The 15,921-nt window shown below is 62.6% G+C and carries 14 protein-coding genes; 8 read left to right on the forward strand and 6 right to left on the reverse strand.

What is annotated here, in order from left to right; genetic code table 11:
* The first annotated feature begins 2 nt into the window (after nt 1-2).
* The 8 genes from pilM to HZC36_02220 all read left to right on the forward strand — a co-directional run bounded on the left by pilM (nt 3) and on the right by HZC36_02220 (nt 8,022).
* Nucleotides 3-1,166, forward strand: a complete 1,164-nt coding sequence (pilM, locus tag HZC36_02185) for a type IV pilus assembly protein PilM (GenBank protein MBI5705777.1) — start codon at nt 3-5, stop codon at nt 1,164-1,166.
* On the forward strand, nt 1,135-1,737 hold the full coding sequence (locus tag HZC36_02190; protein ID MBI5705778.1) for a hypothetical protein: 603 nt from the start codon (nt 1,135-1,137) through the stop codon (nt 1,735-1,737). The genes pilM and HZC36_02190 overlap by 32 nt, the downstream gene beginning before the upstream one ends.
* Complete coding sequence (locus HZC36_02195) at nt 1,734-2,315, forward strand: hypothetical protein (GenBank protein MBI5705779.1); 582 nt, start codon at nt 1,734-1,736, stop codon at nt 2,313-2,315. Before HZC36_02190 ends, HZC36_02195 begins: the two co-directional genes overlap by 4 nt.
* Nucleotides 2,312-2,920: a hypothetical protein gene (locus tag HZC36_02200; protein ID MBI5705780.1), complete on the forward strand. Its 609-nt coding sequence runs from the start codon at nt 2,312-2,314 to the stop codon at nt 2,918-2,920. The genes HZC36_02195 and HZC36_02200 overlap by 4 nt, the downstream gene beginning before the upstream one ends.
* The gene (locus HZC36_02205; GenBank protein ID MBI5705781.1) at nt 2,917-4,563 is read left to right on the forward strand and encodes a hypothetical protein; all 1,647 of its coding nucleotides are present in this window, start codon (nt 2,917-2,919) and stop codon (nt 4,561-4,563) included. Before HZC36_02200 ends, HZC36_02205 begins: the two co-directional genes overlap by 4 nt.
* On the forward strand, nt 4,560-6,278 hold the full coding sequence (gene tadA, locus HZC36_02210) for a Flp pilus assembly complex ATPase component TadA (GenBank protein ID MBI5705782.1): 1,719 nt from the start codon (nt 4,560-4,562) through the stop codon (nt 6,276-6,278). The genes HZC36_02205 and tadA overlap by 4 nt, the downstream gene beginning before the upstream one ends.
* 9 nt (nt 6,279-6,287) lie before the next feature.
* Nucleotides 6,288-7,514 carry a type II secretion system F family protein gene (locus tag HZC36_02215; GenBank protein ID MBI5705783.1) on the forward strand — a complete coding sequence of 409 codons (1,227 nt, stop codon included), beginning with the start codon at nt 6,288-6,290 and terminating at the stop codon, nt 7,512-7,514.
* Between the two features lie 73 nt (nt 7,515-7,587).
* The gene (locus HZC36_02220; protein ID MBI5705784.1) at nt 7,588-8,022 is read left to right on the forward strand and encodes a prepilin-type N-terminal cleavage/methylation domain-containing protein; all 435 of its coding nucleotides are present in this window, start codon (nt 7,588-7,590) and stop codon (nt 8,020-8,022) included.
* Between the two features lie 60 nt (nt 8,023-8,082).
* Here the strand turns inward: HZC36_02220 and HZC36_02225 are convergent, their stop codons facing one another.
* The 6 genes from HZC36_02225 to HZC36_02250 form a co-directional block, all read right to left on the reverse strand.
* Nucleotides 8,083-8,733, reverse strand: coding sequence for an N-acetylmuramoyl-L-alanine amidase (locus HZC36_02225; GenBank protein MBI5705785.1), 651 nt, complete (start codon nt 8,731-8,733; stop codon nt 8,083-8,085).
* Complete coding sequence (locus HZC36_02230; GenBank protein ID MBI5705786.1) at nt 8,733-9,491, reverse strand: type III pantothenate kinase; 759 nt, start codon at nt 9,489-9,491, stop codon at nt 8,733-8,735. The genes HZC36_02225 and HZC36_02230 overlap by 1 nt, the downstream gene beginning before the upstream one ends.
* Nucleotides 9,475-10,857, reverse strand: coding sequence for a phosphoglucosamine mutase (gene glmM, locus HZC36_02235; protein MBI5705787.1), 1,383 nt, complete (start codon nt 10,855-10,857; stop codon nt 9,475-9,477). The genes HZC36_02230 and glmM overlap by 17 nt, the downstream gene beginning before the upstream one ends.
* Complete coding sequence (locus HZC36_02240; protein MBI5705788.1) at nt 10,854-11,447, reverse strand: nucleotide exchange factor GrpE; 594 nt, start codon at nt 11,445-11,447, stop codon at nt 10,854-10,856. The genes glmM and HZC36_02240 overlap by 4 nt, the downstream gene beginning before the upstream one ends.
* A gap of 242 nt (nt 11,448-11,689) precedes the next feature.
* Nucleotides 11,690-12,988, reverse strand: a complete 1,299-nt coding sequence (locus HZC36_02245; protein ID MBI5705789.1) for a hypothetical protein — start codon at nt 12,986-12,988, stop codon at nt 11,690-11,692.
* 171 nt (nt 12,989-13,159) lie between these two features.
* The gene (locus HZC36_02250; GenBank protein MBI5705790.1) at nt 13,160-15,868 is read right to left on the reverse strand and encodes a bifunctional acetate--CoA ligase family protein/GNAT family N-acetyltransferase; all 2,709 of its coding nucleotides are present in this window, start codon (nt 15,866-15,868) and stop codon (nt 13,160-13,162) included.
* Between the last annotated feature and the right edge of the window lie 53 nt (nt 15,869-15,921).

Consider the following 15,921-nt stretch of genomic DNA (forward strand, 5'->3'; position numbering starts at 1 on the left):
CCATGATTCAGCACGGCAGCTACGACCATCGCGGCCTTGGCATCGACCTTGGGAGTCGAAAGATCAAGGCGTTGCTTGTGCGCCAAGTCGCCGACCGCGTCAACGTGGAGGCAGCAGCCACGTTTCCATTCGACGGGCTCTGGTCGCTTGACGGGGTGATCCAGGACCCCAAGGCGGTCGGCACTGCGCTCCGTGAAAAGTTGCGCGAAAGTGGTATCGGCCACCCGTTTGCGGTCGTCGCCGTGCCCAGCCATCTGGCGACCCTCAGGTGGGTCAACCTTCCGCCGCTCACGGGGGATGACCTTCGCGATGCAGCGCGCTTCAAAGTGAAACGCCACTTGCCATTTCCAGTCGATGACGCTTACATCGAGGCCACCGAACCCGCCGTGGAACCCGGAGGGCAAGTGGGCCCGTCTCTGGCCATCGTGGTCAAGAAGGACGTCGTGGACTCCCGGGCCGAGGTGCTCGAACACGCCGGAATCGTTCCTGTCTCGGCCGAACTGGAAGCCCAGGCGATCCTACGGGTGATCGGGCACAAGCTGAACGAGAAGAGCCCGCTGTATCGCGACGCGTCGGTCACGATCATCGATCTTGGGAGCGCGAACACACACATGTACGTGGTTCAGAACCGCCAGCTCCAGTTCATGAGGGGCATCCGGTTTGGCACCGGCAGGATCGCGAGCGGCATCGCTTCTGCCACCGGAATAGCCATAGAAGACGTCGAGGAGGCGCTGGGCCGTGAGGGCGCCGAACTCGCACCGGACGGCATGCTGACGCTTCAGCTCGAAGGCCAGCCGGTCCGCGCAAACATCCACACCGACCTCGACAAGCTCACGCTCGAATTCCTCAGGCTGCTGCGCTATTTTCGGTCGCTACATCCGGAGCGCAGCTATGCAGGAATCCTCGACCATGTGATTGTCTGCGGAGGCCTCTCGGGCCTTCGCGGATTTGCCGAGTATTTGCACCAGGCTCTCGGGCTCCACGTGGAGCAGGCGCGGCCGTTCGCCGGAATGGTGGGCCGCTTCAAACGCGAGGCCTTCGAGAGCGTCGTCAACCGGCAAGAGGCTTATACCGTGGTGCTTGGCCTTGCCTTGTCCAGCCTGGACATCGACGTGTCCAAACGGAGTTCGAACCATGCTTCAAGAGAATTTGTTTGGACGCGCTGATCAGAAGCGCACCTTCAACGTCGAGGCGAACCTGCTCACGCAGCGCAACGGCGAGATCGTGCGCATCGTGCGAGCGAACCGGAAGCGCGCCATGCTGATCGCCGCGTCGCTGGTGGCCTCATCCTTCGTGCTGCCGCCGCTCTATGCATGGCAGGCGAGCCAAACGGCCCTCAAGAGCAAGGCCGTTCAACGGGCTCAGGGCCTGACGAAGGAGCTGGAGTCTCTTGGCGCGATGCGCGATGCCAGCGTGCCGAGGGTGGCCGACTCGGAGCTTGTGGGCACGATGAGGGGTCAAAACCTTAGGTTCCTGGGTTTGGCCGTTGGGCTGCTCAACTCCACGCCCTCAGGGGCCAGCGTCCTGAGCTTCAAGGCTGAAGCCTCCGGCGGCGAAGCGACCTCGCACGTTTCGGTCGAAGCGGAGTCGTTTTCAGCGCTGAAGTCCATGCTGGAGTCCGTCGGCAAGCTCCCGAAGACCCTGTCGACGGTCTTGTCGTCTTCCCGGCACAGCGAGGCCATGGGACCTTCGGGAGTGGCCTTTGAGTTCGTTCATAAAGGGGGTGTCGGGCCATGATCCTGCACTCGCTTCTGAGCCGGCCCAAGACGTGGAAGCTTCTGGGAGGGAGCCTCGCGGGAATATGGGTGCTTGTGGGGTGCATCGTGGGCTGGTGGACCTTTGCGGCACTCTCCAGCCGAAGCGCGGCGAGCGATGCTATCCTCGCGGCAAAGAACCTTCAGGCACAGATTGATACTGCCAGAGAGTCGATCTCAAAGGCCGAAAACTCCGCAACGCCCTCGATTCCAAGGGGCTTCGACATCATCCGTGCGTTCCAGAACGCCATCACGTCGTCCTCGGACCGATGGGGCTGCACGCTTTCCGAATTCCAAGCGGCGGCTCAGCTCAATGCTTACCTGAGCCGCTTTGCCAAGGACACTCCGGCGAACGATTGGAAGCAGATCGACGTGACCCTCACCGTTCGAGGGCCTGCGCCAAACGTCGTCGCCCTGCTCAAAGAGGTCTCCTCGGGAGAGGTGCCCTTCGAGTTCAACACCATCGAATTTCGGCCGATGAGCTCCGATCGAGGCACCCGCAAGGTGTCCTGCGCCGTTAGCCTGAGACTCATCACCAAAGAACCGGGAGGCAAGGCATGACGAAAGGTGGCGCGAACAAGAAGAACCTGCTGTTCATGGTGGCCCTTGGCGCGGTTGGGTTTGCCGTCATCGAGTTCCTTCCTGCCGGCAATCGCGCGGGACAGCAGCCCAGCGCGGCCCAGGCGGAATCGTCGGCGAACTCGGCCCCAAACGCGCTTCCCGTGTCTTTATCCACCGATCCGTTCACGGGCGTTTCGAATGAAGCCGACGCCGCCAAGCAACCCGAGAGCGCGCCACCGGAGGCGAGCCCTCCTGGAGGCAATTCCGGTCCGCCACCGGCGATGGGCGGGACGCTGCCCTCGGCTGGACCCTGGATACCGCCCCTCGGCATGCCGGGCGAAGCTCATACCGATCCTGTAAAGAATGCCGGGGAAAACCAACAATCTGAAAAGAAGCCCGAATCCACGGTGGAGCTCCAGGCGATCTTGGCGGTGACAGACCGTACCGCCTTCCTTTCGGTGGACGGCTCTGACGCCGCGCCCCACAAGAAAGGCTCGAAGGTGGCAGACGGTTGGACCGTGCTGAAGATCGCGGAGAACGAGGTGGTTTTCGCACGCGGCAAGGACCGGGCGCGGGTGACGGTCGGAGGAAAGACGAACCTATGAAACAAATATGCGCGCTGGCGAGCCTGGTGCTCGCGATTGCAACTGCAAGCCCGTTCACCGTCCTCCAGGGACAGGCCCCGACGGCGAAAGTAACGGTCGTGGCGCGGCCAGCTGCCAAGAGCAAGCCAGCCCAGAAGACGGCCTCAAAGCCTCCTGTAAAGGCCTCTTCCAAGCAAGCGGCGGTCAAGGCCAAGCCCGAGATCGCCCCCAAAAAGCCGGTTCAGCAGGTAGCCCCGAATAAGGCGGCGCAAGCGGGCATCGTCGACGCGATCGAAGGCCGCAACAGAACTGCAAAGGGGGCCGCGAAGCCCACTCCCAAACTCGAGGACCCTGGCAACGTCAAGGCGCCCAAACCCTCCAACCCCGAAGATATCCCGTGTACGGTCAACGTCGCGAACTTTGATCTGGGCCAGGTGCTTCGGCTGATCAGCGACGAAACGAAGGCCAACCTCCTTCTGCTTGCGCCTCCAGACCAAAAGCTCACCTTGCGACTTTCGCAGGTGCCGATGATCGAGATGCTCAAGCACGTCTGCGCGCTGACCGGTTTGCGGTACCTCAAGGTCGGCGACACCTACGCCGTCGCAGCCGAGGCCAAGCTGAAATCGGCCTACCCTGCAGAGTGGGCGCTGGCGAACCCGGACCCCCCGAAGGTCGCGGAACCCGTTAAGCCCGAGCCGCCCAAGCCGGTCACCAAGCTCGTCACGATGAGCAACATCACGGCAGACAAAGCCGCGGATGTGCTGGGAAAGGCGTTCGCCAAGGAGAGGCTCACCGTCATCCCAGGACCTCAATACACTAGCCCGTCCCTCTCGGCGCGTGAGTCCGCCGCCGCGACGGGTGTCTCGGGAACGGCTGTTGAGCGGACCGATGAGGCCGGCAAGAGCAAGTCGCTGGTGCTGATCGGGGCTCCCGAAGACGTGGCCCTTGCCGAGGACGTCCTGAAGCGCATCGACCTTGCGAGGCGACAGGTCGTGATCCAAGTTTCGATCCACGACATCACTAACGACGCGCTCCGGGATGTTGGGCTCGGACCCTGGAGCTTCTCGGATATCAACCTTAGCGAATCGACCCCAAACGGAGTGAACTTCGGCTCGATCTCCAGGGCGAGCCAATCCGTTACCGCACAGATCAGGGCCCTGGAAAAGAGCTCTGCCGCTAAGCTCCTAGCCTCACCTTCTTTGTCGGTTTTGGACGGCGAGTCTGCCTTCATCTTGATCGGAGACAAGATCAACTACCCGGTGCTCGTGGGCTATTCACAGAGCAACGCGCCGATCTTCTCCAAGGAAACCGAGAAGGTCGGCATCTACCTTCAGTTGAGCTGCCAAGTCTCGGAAGACGGCACCATCACGCTCGCGCTGTATCCCCAGGTCTCGACCATCACCGGGTATCTGGAGGTGAACGGCGCCAGCTATCCTCAGATCGCCACGCGGGAGGCCCAGACCACATTGCGGTTCAAGTCTGGCGAAACCGTCGTTATGGGCGGGCTGCTGAAGGACGAGGACGTCACCTCGGTCGAGAGGACCCCGCTGCTCTCCAAAATCCCCCTTCTTGGCGAGATTTTCACGCATCGCAAGAAGACCAAAACCTCGTCGCAGGTGATCATCTCGATCACGCCGACCATCCTTCCCGGCCAAGGCAAATGAATCTCGATCGCTCAATAGGCGACATTTTTGTCGAAGAGGGCTATGTCTCGCGGGACGAGCTGGAGGATATCCTCCGCTCACGCACCGACACCACCGAGCCTTTGGGCTCGCTCCTCGTGCGTCTGGGCAAGGTCACCGAGAAGCAGAAGCTGAAGTGTCTCGGCCTGCAGATGGGCATTCCGTTCCTGGACCTGGCCCGAATGGACCTTGACAGCCACGTCGCGCGGCGCATTCCACACGCCGTTGCGCTGCGCCTCTTGTCCATCCCGATCGAACTCACCGAAGTGGCGGCCACGATCGCCATGGTGAACCCGCTCGACCTCTCAGCGATCGACGAGCTCACGGCGGCACTACAAGTGGACGTCGACCCGGTGCTTTGCACCGAGGAGGACGTCCGCGATGCGATCTATCGCAGCTACGGCGCCTACGATGACCTCGGCGAGATTATCGGTGAAGCGATTCGCGGGGTCGAATCGGAAGGAGTCAAGATCTCGGGAGCCGGCGCAGAGGACGAGGACGAGGACGACAAGGTCAACGTCATCGAGCTCAAGGAGGTCGTAGAAGGCGCCCCCGTCGTCAAGCTGGCGAACGCTCTGATGACGCGCGCCATCACGATGCGGGCCAGCGACATCCATATCGAGCCGTTTCAGCGCCGCGTGCGCGTACGCTTTCGCGTGGACGGCCTGCTTCAAGAGGTCATGTCCGTCCCAAAGGACCTCCAATACGCCTTGGCCTCCCGCATCAAGATCATCGCGGGACTCGATATCGCCGAGCGCCGGATGCCACAAGACGGGCGATTCACTCTCATTGCCAGCGGCGCTTCCTTCGATTTTCGCGTGTCCACCTACCCTTGCAGTTACGGCGAGAACGTGGTCATTCGAATCCTGGACAAGAGCGCTGCGCTGCTCGATATAAACAAGTTGGGGATCGCCGACACGGCGCTCAAGACGTTCGTTCGGCGAATTGAAGAGCCCCAGGGCTGCGTACTGGTGAGTGGGCCCACGGGCTCCGGAAAGACCACCACGCTCTACGCCGGCGTGAACCACCTGAACGCCATCCATCGTAACATCATCACGATTGAGGACCCGGTCGAATATCAGATCGATGGCACTGTTCAGGGCAACGTCAACCCCAAAGCGGGGGTCACGTTCGCAACCGGACTGCGCTCAATTCTCAGGCAAGACCCGGACGTCATCCTGGTCGGTGAAATCCGCGACGCCGAAACGGCTTCCATCGCTGTGGAAGCCTCCCTTACCGGCCACCTAGTGCTCTCCAGCATCCACGCCAACGATTCGGCCGCCTCACTGACGCGCCTGGCGGACATGGGCGTCGAGCCGTTTCTGATGGCTTCGAGCGTGACGTGCAGCGTTGCCCAGCGACTGGTGAGGATGGTGTGCCCGAAGTGCAGGGAGAAGTACAAACCCAGCCCGGAAGCCATCGCTCGGCTTGGCCTGCCGATGGACGCCACCTACGCTCGGGGCCGAGGGTGCGAGGCGTGCTCCAAGACGGGATTCAGAGGGCGGCTTGGAATTTACGAAGTGATGGACATGACGCCTCCCATTCGCAAGCTGCTTCTCTCGGGAGCGCACGCCACAGAGGTTCGAGAACTCGCCACGAAAGAGGGCATGCAGACCCTGCGCGAAGATGCGGCCAACAAGATTCTGGAAGGGCTGACCACGATTGAAGAGGTCATTCGTGGAACCGCAGAGGCCTAAGAGATAATTATGCAAGCCTATCGCTATAAAGGAGTCGATTTGTCCGGAGCCAAGGTCTCCGGCGAGATCCAGGCGGCCTCGATGGAGGAAGCCGAGAGGAAGCTGGCAGCCAAGGACGTGACGATCATCGCGGTCTTCCCGCTGACGCTACGGTCAAAAGGCACCTCGGAAGCCCCAAAGCCAGGCGAGAAGCCAGCAAAGAAGGCCAAAGAAGCTGAGGTTGCCGCCGCGCTGCGAGACTTGGCCGTGATGTCGGAAACCGGCGTGCCGTTCGTCGAGGCGCTGGAGGCAGTGGCTGCGTCCTCATCCTCGCCGATCATCAGAGAGGGCTTCCACAAGCTGCGCCTGGACATCGTGCAAGGCGCGGGGCTCGCCGACGCGATGCGGAACGTCCAGGGCCTCTTTCCCGACATCGTCTGCGAACTGGTTCAGGTCGCCGAAGAAGGCGGCCGCCTCGATCGTGCGCTGCATAGCGCTTCATCCTACGTGGAACGCTCTGCGGAGCTTCGCCGGAAAGTCATGAACGCGATGCTCTACCCAGTAGTGCTCACGGGCATCTCGTTCCTCGCGATGGTCGTGCTCTTCTGCTTCGTTCTTCCGAAGTTCGGGGGCATCTTCAAATCGATGAAGGCGGATGTGCCTGCGACCACGACGTTTCTGCTGGGCGTCGGCGAGTATCTTCGCTCCCATCCGCTCTTCGTACTCGGAGGTTTGGTTGCTGTCTTCTTCGCTGTTCGGACCGTAATGAAGACCCCTGCGGGCAAGGCCACGCTCTCGCGAATGATCCTAAAGGCCCCCCTGATCGGCGACCTCTCACGAAAGCTGGCTCTTTCCCGGTCGTTCCAATCCATCGGCACGCTGCTTTCCTGCAACGTTTCGCTCATGTCGGCACTGGAACACGGCGCCCGCGTCTCCGGCAACGCAATGATCTCGAACGCGCTGACCTCCGTCCGCGATAGCGTCGAACACGGCGCGACCCTGGCGGACAGCATGTCGTCCTCCACCGCCTTCACCCCGATGCTCGTCCAGGTTGTGAGCGTGGGCGAAAGAACGGGCCGGCTGGCTCCGCTGATCGCCGCGCACGCCGCACATTTGGAAGAAGAAGTCGACGCGCGAATCAAGGCCCTGGTCGGTGTCGTGGAGCCCGTGATGATCGCCCTGATGGGCGGCGTGGTCGGGTTCATTACCGTGTCGATCATCTCACCGATCTACTCCGTTGTACAAAACATAAAGTAATCGCTCAGGTCTGCCGACAATAGCATTAAGGATCCTGGTCCGTTGGGATCGCTGCGAGGTTAGGTACAGAAACATGGCTATACAGTCCAAGTTCAAGGCGTTCACGCTCGTCGAGCTGCTGATCGTCATCATCATCATTGCGGTGCTTGCCGCAATCGCCATTCCCAAGTTCGCAAACTCCGGCGCGAGGAGCAAGGAGTCCGCTCTCAAGTCAAACCTGAAGATGTATCGATCGGCGATCGACCTCTTCAAGACCGACACGGGCTGCTATCCCGCCGCGCTTTCGGACCTTACGGGGACCTCGGCGCCGGCCAAGGGTAAGGACTCGTCAGGGAATGACTACGCGATTACGGCAGCCGACTACAAGGGCCCCTATGTCGAGAGGATTGAGAATGACCCCGTCTCGGGTGCAGCTTTCAACTACTCCACGACCGCGGGAACGGTGGGCAAAGTGACTTCGTCGGCGTCGGGGAACGCCGCAGACGGCACGGCGTACTCCGGCTGGTAATCACCGATTTCGCAAGCCCGACGGAGCTGGACCGTCCACGGAATTCCGTGGACGGTCCTTTTATTTTGGGATCGGCGCTGCCGCTTCTACGCCCAGCGCGAGTGCGGCCACGAGTCTGGCCCTCCCCTCACGCGAGGCCACCCAGGCTTCGTCCTTCGGGTTGGTCAACACGCAGAGCTCCACCAGGATCACGGGGACTTTGGAGAAGATTGAACCTGTCAGAGCGCCCTGCCGCCTGCCGATGGCCGTTTGACGGTCGGTCATCAGTCCCCGATCGGCGTGGAGTCCTCTCAGTTTCTCCGTAAGGGCGGTGTGCAGCTTCTTGGCCAACACGCCGCTTTCCTTTCGCACCTGCTCGGACGGCCCCTTCTGGCCGCCTGCCTTTCCGGCTTCAGCCGGGTAATAGACTCCAATTCCAGACCCTGAGGCCGCATCGCAATGCAGCCTCAGCATCAGGTCCGCCTTGGCGGCATTCGCAAACTCGGCGCGCCGACGGTTCGTGACACTCTCCTGTTCCTTCGATTTGGTCAGGCGCACACGGTAGCCGCGTCCCAGAAGCTCTACACGCAGCTCGTTCGCGACCATCCACGCCACGTGGATTTCGGTGAGCTTTTGGCCGCGCGTGCCGACCCCGTTTTCAGAAGGGTGCCCGGGATCGATGACGATGAGGGGAGATGCGATCATGGCCACAAGGGCCGTGACAGACCACATCAGCGAGCGTCCTCGATGGTCCGGTTGAGGAACCGAAGAATGCCCATCGGCACCAGGTTGGGTTCGACTTTTTCAACCGTTCTGCAATGGGGTGCGAAGGTCGCGGCGAGCCCGCCGGTAGCCAGGACCCGAGGCGCGGCGCTCAGCTCGCCAGACATCGCGATCACTAGGCCGTCCACGGCGTGGGCATGTCCCAGAACCGTCCCGACCTGAAGGCATTCGGCGGTGCTGCGCCCGATCGCGCCGGGCGGGAGTTCCAGGTCGAAGTCTGGAAGCATCGCCGTGTCTCGAAGGAGCGCCTCGGCGGCGGTTCTTGCTCCGGGGAGAATGGCGCCGCCCAGGAATGCCCCGTCGAAAACGTTGATGGTGGTCGCGGTGCCAAAGTCAACGACGATCCAGGGACCCGGTCCCAATTCCAGCGCGCCAAGAACACCGGCAATGCGGTCGGCGCCGAGGGTTTCAGGGGTCTTGTAGCGGATTTGGATGCCACAAGGCGCGGTTCCAGACAACTGCCTAAAGGGGCCATTGGTGATGGAACTCAGGCCTTCCGGCAATGCCAGGTCGGCATCTGGCACGACGGAAGCAAGACCCACCGCCTCAACCTGGCGGCCCTCCAGTGCCAGGTCGAGAATCGCGAGGAGCCTTCCGCTCAACGTGGTTAGGGGGTGAGTCGCCACCGAGCCCGTCCCTAGCCACAAGCCTTTCTGCCAGAGGCCGAACGCCGTGTTGGTGTTGCCGACGTTAATCGCCAAGCGCATAGGTGAGGTCCACCTCGCTGTACACTTCTCCGCCAAGCTCTTCCTTCATCGCGGAGAGAATCGACTGGGCCACGGCGTCTCGAAGCGAGACGTCTTCGGCCTCCACCATCAGACGGATCATCGGCTGGGTCCCGCTTGGGCGCACCACGAGCCTGCCATTCCCTTCGAGCGCCGCCGCGCCGTCCGAAAGCGCCATCGAGACCCGCGGTCCCTGGTCCCAGCCCTCTCTGGATCGGATGGACACGTTGATAAGCACCTGGGGCCAAGGGTCGTATTCCGCACAGAAGCTCGATGCCGAACGTCCTTCTCTTCGCAAGACGCGCAGCAGCTCGATCGCCGAGATCAGCCCGTCGCCCGTAGGGCCGAATTCGGGGAAGATCAGGTGCCCGCTTTGCTCGCCGCCAACCCGCGCCCCCGTCGCGCGCAGGCGTTCGGCCACATATTTGTCGCCCACGGGTGTCCGCTCCAGCTTGATGCCCAGCCCAGACAAGAAGTGCTCGAACCCGCCGTTGCTCATGACGGTGCCCACGGCGATGGCTGGGCTGAGCTCTCCGTTACGCTTCCAGTGTTCGCACCAGATCGCCATGGTTCGGTCGCCGTTAATCAGGGTGCCCTTCTCGTCGCTGAAGATGGCTCGGTCGGCGTCGCCGTCGAACGCGATCCCGATGTCCGCGCGGCTCGCCACGGTGAAATCGCAGATCGTGTTGGGCTTGGTCGCGCCGCCCCCTGCGTTGATGTTCAAACCGTTCGGCTCAGCTCCGGTCAGCAGCACCTCGGCCCCGAGCGACCGGAACACGTGAGGCGCGATCGCACATGCAGCCCCGTGCGCCGCGTCGATGGCGATCTTCATGCCATCGAGGCGCTCGGGCAGCAACCCGATGAGATAGGCCTCATAGGAAGCAAGGGGGGAGGCGTCCTGGCTCAGTTCGCCGATCCCCGCGCCCGATGGCCTTGCGTCCGCTGGACCTTCCATCAGGCCTTCGATGGCGAGTTCTTGGGCGTCGGTCAGCTTTCGCCCATCATGGCCCAGGAGCTTGATCCCGTTGTCAGGCGCCGGGTTGTGGCTGGCGGAGATCACAGCGCCGAGCCCGAAATCGAACGTTCGAGCCACGTAGGACACCGCCGGCGTCGGCGCCACCCCGATGTCGTCCACGTCGACCCCCACGCTGCAGAATCCCGCGGCAAGCGATGCGGAGAGCATCGGCCCGCTTCTGCGCGTGTCCCGGCCGAGGACGACCTTCGGAGTCATTCCCGACCCAACCAAGAACCGCCCCGACGCCTGTCCGAGCTTGAACGCGAGTTCGGGAGTGAGGCTGACGTTGGCGACCCCGCGAATGCCGTCGGTGCCAAAGTGCTTGCGGCTCATGGGCCTTTGGCGACCTTGACCTTTGAGGGCCGAATCACCGTTTCGGCGAGCTGATAGCCCGGTGAGAGCTCCAGCAAGATCGTGCCCTCAGGGTGCTCCTCGGTCTCCTCGGCCACCACCGCCTCGTGAAGATTGGGATCGAAGAGCACGCCTTCAGTGGCGATGCGCTTGAAGTCGCGGGTCTCCAGCACGGTGCGCAGCTGCCTGTCCACTAAAGACACCCCCTCGATCAGGGCCTCAAGGCTGGCGCCCGTCTTTGCTGCAGCCAACGTTCGCTCGAAGTTGTCGAGCACCGGCAGGAGGTCCCGAATCAGGTCTTCGTTGGCGACCTTGGCAAACGCTTCCTTCTCCGCCATCAGGCGCCGCCGCTGGGTCTGCATTTCCGCCATCGCGCGCAGGAGCTGGTCCTTCGCCAGGTCCCGCTCCTCGGTCAGCTTGGCCATCACCTGGTACATCGTGTCGAGGGCGGCCTGGTTGGGGTCCTGGGGTTCGCCGTTTTCAAATTCCTGGGGCGCATCGACGGGCCCGACGGGCTCCGTTGCGCTCTTTTCGTGGTGGTGTGAGCGTCCTTCTGCTCGACCTCTTGACAAGCCAAAATCTCCTTTGGATAGGGTTTGAAAACGCGGAGATTGTACCCGCGCAGGGAGCGGCTTAAGGGGCCAGAAAGGGCTTTAGGGCGCTCCTCCGGGGAGGGCCGAGACCGGTGTAGCCCAGGCCTCCCTCATGGGTATCGAGGCTTGCCAACTGGAGTCCCAGAGCGCCAAGACGGCTTGCTTACCGTTTTTGCTGGAGTCAAACGAGAACAAGGGGTTGCCGAGGTGTGCGCGTCGGCTCAAGTCAAAATCGAGGCGAAAAACGCTATGGCGGCTTGCCCCGCCTCGGCCACGGCCATCTCGCCCTCGCACCCGGGCAACTCCCGAACCGAGGAACCCGCTCCGAGCTTGAGCGCCCGAATCGTCGGGTCCAAGCCCGAGTCCTCCATTCCGACGGCCACGAAAATCCCCGGGACCGAAGGAATCGAGACGCTGCGGGGCAACCTAGGTGATATCAGCGCGAGCCCCGACGCCCTTCGCGAGGATTGCGAATCCCCTACGAAGCTCCTCAAAGCAGACGCTGCCCCCGCCCCGTGGCCGATCGAGTAGATCTCCGAAAGGTCCAGTCCTCGCACCTTGCTGAGCCAGTCTGTGGCGGCCTGGAACGCCTTTGCGCCACTCCGAATCGCCACAAACACCCATCCGCGATCGAGGCATTCCTTGACGATGCCGCCCTGCCCATAGGCGTTGAACCACCGGTCCTCGAAGCCGTCCTTTCCCGCCCAAGCGAGCACCACGCGCGCCGGCTGCCGCGCCTGCACCCTTGAGACCAGCTCTTTCGGGAACGCCACGCGGAAGGTACATCCCATGTGGTCAACAAAACCGATCTGCTCAAGTTCGGAGAGCCTGGCTCTGCCTTCCTCCAGGCGCTCCGCCGTGAAGAGCCAATCGATATACGGCGGTTCGGTCCACTCCCTCTGCGCCGAAGCCATTCCCTGCTCCATGCGCCTGCCAAGAGCTCGCGAGAGAGGGTTCTTCATCTTGGCAAGGGCTGTGACTCTTTCCTTGAACCGCTTGACGATGGAAACGTAGGCGCTCTCCGGGCTCTCTCCAAGGCGCACCGGAAGCAGGTACCCCGACTCCGGGTGCAACTTGAGCTCGGGGTTCGTGGATTGAAGGTCCACGAGAAGGTTCAGGGACCGGCCAGGCACGAGACTTACGCGGCGGTTCGCCACCCGAAGTTCGACCGGTTGGACCTGGGCGGGCGTATAGGCCCAGCCCGCGCTCAGATTGGCCTTCGCGCCTGGGCTTGACCACGCCGGCGCGAACCGCACGGTCACGGCATCGCTGGGCCGAATCTCGCGCCCTTCGAGCATCGCCACCGAAAGGTCCAGCGCCTGGCAGCCTTCCGCGAACTTACCCGTGTCGGCATATCCCATCGCACGCCGGATCTCAGGGACCGCCCTCAACCGCCGTTCGGGATCGACGCAAAGGGTCCAGGCGACGTCGAGCTCCTGATAGCGCTCGCCAAAGTCGAAGCGAGACGCTTGGGGTCCGGTCTGCCAGGAGATGACCAGCGTCGCGAGGGCCACAAGCATGGGGTGAGATTACCCAGTGGCAAGTTGTGGAGCGAAGCGCAGATGTGCGGCGATGCAGGGATGAAGGAACCGAGGGACAAAGGGGCCGAGGGACACAGGGACATAGGGACAAAAGGGACATAGGGACAAGGGGCCCCCCTCACCTTCTCACCTTCTCACCTTCTCACCCTCTCACCCGCTCAGCACCACCACGGCCCTCAGGTCCTTGACAGCGAGCACGACGTCGTCCTCGACGCGCGGCTCCAGGTCGAACCCGTACTTGCGGAACGTCGCCTGCATCGCGACGTTGTCGGGGGTGGTCTCGGCGACCAGCCGCTTCACACCCCACGCACGCGCGATCTCCTCAATATAGGTTGTGAACTGGCCGCCCAGCCCCTTGCCCTGCCACTCGTCCACCACAAACGCCGCGTACTCTGCCGACACCATGTCGGGGTCCGCGACCATCCGCCCGACACCGATCATCTCTCGGCTCTCGTCACCCTCCACTTCGGCAATGATCGCCATCTCGCGGTCGTAGTCGATGTAGCAATAGCGCGCGGCCATCTCGTGGGTGGTTCCCTTGAAAAGGTGCCTGAACCGGAACCGTAGCGATTCCTGGCTCGCCTTGGCCAGCATGTCGTGCCACATTGGTTCATCTTCGGGCTTGATCGGCCGCAAGAGCACCGGCGTGCCGTCTTTCAGCTTGATGCGGCGGATCCATTCGTCAGGATAGGGCGAAATTGCCAGGTGGCTATGCCTGCCAACGGCCTTCCCCACCAGTTCGCGGTCGATGACGACCCGGGCGTCGAGAGCGATCACGCCCTCAGGCGTTGCGACCAGCGGGTTGATGTCAATCTCCTTGATCTCAGGGTAGTCGGCGATCAAGTAAGAGAACCGCATCAGCGTCTCGATCAAGCGGTCCATGTTCACGCCGGGCCTTCCCCGATAGCCGCAAAGCAGCGGGTAGGACTTCAGGCTCTCGAGCATCCGCCGCGCCAGGCTCTCGTTGAGCGGTGGGAGCCCCAGCGCCTTGTCCTTGAACACTTCGGCGGCAACCCCGCCGGTACCCACCATAATCACAGCACCGAAAGTCGGGTCCTTCTTAGCGCCCAGGATCAGCTCGTAGCCATCTTTCGACTTCACCATCGCCTGAACGGTCACGCCCTGGACGTCGGCTTCGGGGCGAGCGGCCTTAGCTCGTTGGACGATCTGATCGAACGCTTCGCGCACTTCCGCCTCCGATTTCAAGTTCAGGACCACGCCGCCTACGTCGGTTTTGTGGGTGATCTGCGGGCTCAGCACCTTGAGCACCACCGGAAACCCGACTCGGCGGGCCGCGTCGGAGGCTTCATCGGCGCTTCGCGCCGCCACGGGCCTCGTGACAGGGATCTCATAGGCCTCGAGAAGCGCCTTCGAGACGGTCTCCGTCAGGATTTCCTCGCCGTCCATGAGGATGATGTCGAAGAGGTCCCGCAGGCGGCGCCTGTCGAGAGCGAAGTCCATCGGGATGTCTCGCGGTGTTTCGTGCAGGATCTCCTGGTTGCGCCCATACGAATAAAGATTCATGAACGCCCGCACACCCGCTTCAGGGGTGGAATAGGTTGGCACGCCCGCCTGGTTCAGAAGCTGAATGCCCCCGGCCATCATGTTGCCGCCCATCCACGCCGCGAGCACGGGCTTCTTGGCATCGGCTGTGAGAGTCGCGAGTGCCTGGGCTGTCTTGGTTGGGTCGGTCACCGCTTGCGGCGCTAAAATCGCCAGAACCGCGTCGACTCCGGAATCGTGCAGAGCCAACTTCGCGGCCTCGGCGAAGCGCTCCGGTCCCGAATCTCCCAAGACGTCGACCGGATTGCCATGCGACCACGCCGAAGGGAGCACTGCATCCAGCGCTTCGATGGTGCTTGGATGGAGCTCCGCAAGCTGCCCGTTCAGCGAGAGAAGCATGTCGGTGGCCATCACGCCGGGTCCGCCCGCGTTGGTGACGATGGCAAGATTGGGCCCACGCACCTGCTTTCTTCGGCCCAGAAGCTCGGCGCAATCGAAGATGTCGGCGATATCGAAAACTCGCACGATGCCGGCTCGCTGGAATGCCGCGTCGAACACGCTGTCCTCACCCGCCATCGCGCCGGTATGCGAGGCTGCGGCCTTGGCGCTCTCTGCAAAGCGACCTGCCTTATAGGCGACGATCGGGCGGTTTCGCGCATAGCCTCGGGCGGCGCTCATGAAACTGCGTGCGTCGCCTAAGGACTCGATGTACATGATCGCCGAATGGTTGTGCCTATCATCGGCGAAATAGTCGATCAGGTCGCCGAAACCCACGTCCAGCGCGTTGCCGAGACTCACGAAGTGCGAAAACCCGATCCCTTCGGCGATGGCCCAGTCGAGTACGGACGTGCAGAGCGCGCCGGACTGTGAGACGAAACCGATGTGCCCCTCGCGCGGGTTTCCGGCGGCAAAGCTTGCGTTTAATTTGGAGTGCGGGACGATGATGCCGAGGCAGTTCGGTCCGATGATCCGCATTCCGGGAAACTCCTCCCATGCCGCACGGAGCTCGGCCTCCAGGTCCCGGCCATGCGCCCCGACCTCCCGGAATCCGGCGGAAATGATGATCACGCCGAGGATGCCGGCATTGCCGCACTCGCGGACCAGTTCGGGTACGCCGGCAGCGGGTGTGGCGATGATCGCGAGATCGGGCACCCGAGGCAGCGAACCCACGGAAGGATAGGCCTGGCTGCCCTGAACCGACTCGCGCTTCGGGTTCACTGGGTACACGACCCCCTGGAAGCCGGCGCTGATGAGGTTCCTGAGTAGGGCGTAGCCGACAGTGTTGGGCTTATCGGTCGCACCAATGACGGCGATTCGCTGGGGTTTGAAGATTCGGTCGAGGTTTAAGATGCTCACGGGCGGTCCTACTTGCCTCGCCCGATTTGCCTCGGATCGAGGCCCCTTTGGTT

This window comes from Armatimonadota bacterium, from assembly GCA_016223145.1.
Taxonomy (GTDB): domain Bacteria; phylum Armatimonadota; class Fimbriimonadia; order Fimbriimonadales; family Fimbriimonadaceae; genus Nitrosymbiomonas.

Excerpts from the sequence above, each read along its gene's own strand:
- HZC36_02230 (MBI5705786.1), bottom strand. The coding sequence starts at position 9,491 with ATGCGCTTGGCGATTAACGTCGGCAACACCAACACGGCGTTCGGCCTC.
- HZC36_02245 (MBI5705789.1), bottom strand. The coding sequence starts at position 12,988 with ATGCTTGTGGCCCTCGCGACGCTGGTCATCTCCTGGCAGACCGGACCC.
- HZC36_02220 (MBI5705784.1), top strand. The coding sequence starts at position 7,588 with ATGGCTATACAGTCCAAGTTCAAGGCGTTCACGCTCGTCGAGCTGCTG.
- pilM (MBI5705777.1), top strand. The coding sequence starts at position 3 with ATGATTCAGCACGGCAGCTACGACCATCGCGGCCTTGGCATCGACCTT.
- HZC36_02200 (MBI5705780.1), top strand. The coding sequence starts at position 2,312 with ATGACGAAAGGTGGCGCGAACAAGAAGAACCTGCTGTTCATGGTGGCC.
- HZC36_02225 (MBI5705785.1), bottom strand. The coding sequence starts at position 8,733 with ATGTGGTCTGTCACGGCCCTTGTGGCCATGATCGCATCTCCCCTCATC.
- glmM (MBI5705787.1), bottom strand. The coding sequence starts at position 10,857 with ATGAGCCGCAAGCACTTTGGCACCGACGGCATTCGCGGGGTCGCCAAC.
- tadA (MBI5705782.1), top strand. The coding sequence starts at position 4,560 with ATGAATCTCGATCGCTCAATAGGCGACATTTTTGTCGAAGAGGGCTAT.
- HZC36_02190 (MBI5705778.1), top strand. The coding sequence starts at position 1,135 with ATGCTTCAAGAGAATTTGTTTGGACGCGCTGATCAGAAGCGCACCTTC.
- HZC36_02215 (MBI5705783.1), top strand. The coding sequence starts at position 6,288 with ATGCAAGCCTATCGCTATAAAGGAGTCGATTTGTCCGGAGCCAAGGTC.
- HZC36_02205 (MBI5705781.1), top strand. The coding sequence starts at position 2,917 with ATGAAACAAATATGCGCGCTGGCGAGCCTGGTGCTCGCGATTGCAACT.
- HZC36_02195 (MBI5705779.1), top strand. The coding sequence starts at position 1,734 with ATGATCCTGCACTCGCTTCTGAGCCGGCCCAAGACGTGGAAGCTTCTG.